Origin of the sequence: Dietzia sp. UBA5065 (genome assembly GCA_002415925.1) — a bacterium.
Taxonomy (GTDB): Bacteria; Actinomycetota; Actinomycetes; order Mycobacteriales; family Mycobacteriaceae; genus Dietzia.
In genome coordinates this window covers 467-4,055 of record DIAZ01000066.1, presented here as the reverse complement: position 1 = coordinate 4,055, position 3,589 = coordinate 467, and the positions used below count along the sequence as shown (strand labels likewise).

Genomic DNA, 3,589 nt, shown 5'->3' with positions numbered 1-3,589 from the left:
CCCGCGTCGGCGACCGGCGGCGCGCCGGTGCCCGCGTCGTCGGGGGGAGAGGCCGCGGCCCCGGCGTCCGGTCCTGCCGGCGCGCCTGCGAACCCGGCCCCGGGTCCGGGACCGGCCGGGGGGCCGGCGTCCACCGCCGTCGGGGCCGGCGGCCGTGTCGTCGCCCTGGTGACCTGGTTGCCGCCGGACGGCGTGGTGGTCCGCGGCGGCGTCGACGAGCTGGACGGCCTCGTCGTGGCGACCTGGGTCCTCGGTGCGGTGGGAACGGACCCGGGACGGGCGCCGTCGCCGAACGCCCACCCCTCGACCGTGCCGGCGGCCGCCGTGCGTGCGGAGGCCCCGAGGGTGCTGTACTGCCAGGTCCCCCCGAGTGGGGCGTGATAATAGGCCCAGTACGAGTCGGCCGGGGGGGTCGTCACGCACGGGTCGGACGCCGGTGTGCCGTTGATGCGGCAGATGAACCCGGGCTGGGTCTGCACCATCGTCACGGAGAAGCCGGCACGCCGGAGGGTCGTCAGACCGTCCAGGCCCGCCGGCGCGCAACCCGTGCCCTGACCGGCCACGACCACCGTCACCTCGGTCACCGCGCAGGGGGTGGCCTGCGCCCGCGCCTGAGGCGCCGGGGCGACCACCCCGCAGAGGACCGCCACGGCGCCCGCCGCGAGCGCGGCGACGGGGACCTGTGAGAGGCGACGACGACGAGCGCCGCCACTGCTGACCGTCATCACAGACCCAGCGATCCCAGCGAGCCGGTCCCGGACGGGCCGCCCGCGCCCGCGCAGTCCAGCGCACCGGGAGCGGCGGCGTTCCCGGCCGCCGAGACGGTGACGTACGACTGGCCGGACAGGCCGACGGCGGCCTGCGCGGTGGTGCGCCGGACCTGGTCCGACGACTCGGTGGCGGCCAGGGCGGCGGCGTCGTAGGCGATCCCGCCCCGCAGCGCGGCGGGGGAGTCGCAGCCGAAGAACAGGGAGCCCAGGAACGAGCGGGCGCGGCCCGCGCGGGCCGTGTCGCCCGCGGCGGCGAACGCCGCGGCGGCCAGGCCCGTGCTGTTGCCGTTGGGGGCCGAGGTCGGGCCCGCGCCGCCGACGCCGCCGTCGGCGCCCATCCGGTCGCCGAGGTAGGCGACGGCCTCGGCCACGTCGGGGTCGGTCCGGTCGGACGCGGCGACCAGCGCCTGGACGGCCATGGCGGTGGCGTCCGGATCGGAGACACACGGTGTGGTGCCACCGAGGTCCAAGCGGAACCCGCCGTCCTGGCACTGCTGATCGCGCAGGAAGTCGACCGCGGACGCGGCGGGGCCGCGGTCGACCCGGCTCAGGCCGATGATCGCCCACGACTGGCCGAGGGTGTTGGAGTAGTCGCCCCACTCGGAGACGTCGCTGAACCTGCCCGACGGGGTGAGGGTCGAGTCGAGGCGGGCCACCAGGTCCACGCCGCCGAACGAGGTCGGCGGCACGCCCTGCGAGGCGGCCACGACGAGCAGCTTGCCCGTGGCACCGGCGTAGGTCTCGCCCCCGGCGCCGATGTAGCCGCCGACGTTCTGCTGCAGGTAGGCCGTCGTGGCGTCCGCCTGGGCGCGGCCCGCGCCGATCGCGTTGAGCGCCAGCACGGCGTCCGCGGACAACCCGTGATCCGGGTAGTCGATGCCGTCGAAGGTCGTGGAGAAGTGGTCGCCGCCCGAGGCGAGTTGGGCGGAGAGGAACCCGGAGACCGAGGAGAGCTCGCCGGCGTCCAGCGGGGCGGCGGCGGAGGTGGCGACGCCGGTCGACAGGGCGACGCCCACGGTGACGAGGACCGCGCTCGTCCGTGAGAGCAGCGCCCGGCGACGGGGTGCGTGGGTCAGGGTGGTCATGAGCCGTGAGGGCCTTTCGCAAGGCGGACGCCCACGGCACGACCGATCGCCCCCGACGGGGATCCCGGAAGCTCCGTACCGTGTCATCCGACGGTGTGGAGCCGAAACGTCGTTCCTCGGGCATTCCGACTCGTCGCGTCGAGCGCGACCTACGGTTGCGGGCCAGTGCCGGGTTTTGACCGGCTTCCCCCGATGGAGAACGTGCGGCGTGGCCTGATGGCCACATCCGGAGAGTAGATCATGGCGGGGCGCGGCGGCCGGGCAGGTCTCGGCCGCCGGCGATCCGGCGTACGTTCGGTGCCATGAGCGACCCCTCCGCCGGAGCGTCCCCGACCGCCCTCGACGACCTGCGCGCCCGCCTCGGCGGCGCGAGCGTGGTCACCGACCCCGACGTGCTCCAGGGCTACCGCCAGGACTGGGCCAAGGCGCCCGACCCGGGAATGCCGCTGGCGGTGGTGAGGGCCCGCACCACGGAGGACGTCCAGGAGGTCATGCGCTGGGCGAGCGAGCACGGCGTCCCGGTGGTGCCCCGCGGCGCGGGCTCCGGCCTGTCCGGGGGCGCAACGGCCGTAGAGAGCGGGATCGTGCTCTCCACCGAGCTCATGCGCGACGTCGTCGTCGACCCCGTCACCCGCACCGCGACCGTCCAGCCTGGGCTGCTCAACGCCGAGGTCAAGCGCGCCGTCGCCGAGCACGGGCTCTGGTACCCGCCGGATCCGTCGTCGTACGAGATCTGCTCGATCGGCGGCAACATCGCCACCAACGCCGGCGGCCTGTGCTGCGTGAAATACGGGGTGACCACCGACTACGTGCTCGGGCTGACGGTGGTGCTGGCCGACGGCACCGCGGTCCGGCTCGGCGGCGCCAGGCTCAAGGACACCGCCGGGCTGAGCCTGACCAAGCTGTTCGTCGGAAGCGAGGGCACGCTCGGCATCGTCACCGAGATCATCCTCCGGCTCCTGCCGGAGCAGCCCCCGCGCTCCACCGTCGTGGGCATCTTCCCCGACGTGGTGGCGTGCAGCGAGGCGGTGCTCGCGATCACGCGCCGGATCCGCCCGGCGATGCTCGAGTTCATGGACACCGTCTCCATCCGCGCCGTCGAGGCGGACCTGCGGATGGGCCTGGACACCACCGCCGGGGCGATGCTGCTGGCGCAGTCCGACCTCACCGGCGCCGACCGGCAGGCAGAGACGGAGTTCATGGCCGAGGCGTTCCGCGCGCACGGCGCCACGGAGGTCGTGTCCACCGACGACCCCGACGAGGGCGAGCAGTTCACGGTCGCGCGTCGGGCCGCGTTCACGAGCCTGGGCAAGATCGGCTCGCTGCTGCTCGAGGACGTGGGCGTCCCGCTGCCCGCCCTGCCGCGGCTGGTCGCGGGCATCGAGGAGATCTCCGCGCGGCTCGACGTCCCGATCGCGCTGGTCGCCCACGCCGGGGACGGCAACACCCACCCCATCATCGTGCTGTCCGACGACGACCCCGACCTCGCCGCCCGCGCCCAGCAGGCGTTCGGCGAGGTGATGGACCTGGCCATCTCGATGGGCGGGACGATCACCGGGGAGCACGGCGTCGGCAGGCTCAAGGCCCCGTGGCTGCCGGCCCAGCTCGGGCAGGACGTCATGGCCCTGAGCCGCCGGATCAAGGACGCGATCGACCCCCAGGGGATCCTCAACCCCGGCGCGATGTTCTAGCCCGGGCCCACGGCGGGGTCAGGCCACCTCGTCGTCGTCGTCC

2 protein-coding genes and 1 pseudogene are annotated in these 3,589 nt (G+C 74.8%); 1 reads left to right on the top strand and 2 read right to left on the bottom strand.

Going from position 1 to position 3,589, the window contains the following annotated elements; translation table 11 throughout:
* A pseudogene (locus B4M60_RS04980) lies at nt 1-725 on the bottom strand (hypothetical protein); the annotation flags it as partial.
* Nucleotides 725-1,855 (bottom strand): prenyltransferase/squalene oxidase repeat-containing protein, encoded by a 1,131-nt coding sequence (locus tag B4M60_RS04975; RefSeq protein WP_291080856.1) that lies wholly within the window; start codon nt 1,853-1,855, stop codon nt 725-727. The gene B4M60_RS04975 and the pseudogene B4M60_RS04980, both read right to left, overlap by 1 nt.
* Before the next feature lie 302 nt (nt 1,856-2,157).
* Here B4M60_RS04975 and B4M60_RS04970 point away from each other — a divergent pair, with 302 nt between their 5' ends.
* Nucleotides 2,158-3,546 carry an FAD-binding oxidoreductase gene (locus B4M60_RS04970; protein ID WP_291080854.1) on the top strand — a complete coding sequence of 463 codons (1,389 nt, stop codon included), beginning with the start codon at nt 2,158-2,160 and terminating at the stop codon, nt 3,544-3,546.
* The last annotated feature ends 43 nt before the right edge of the window (nt 3,547-3,589 follow it).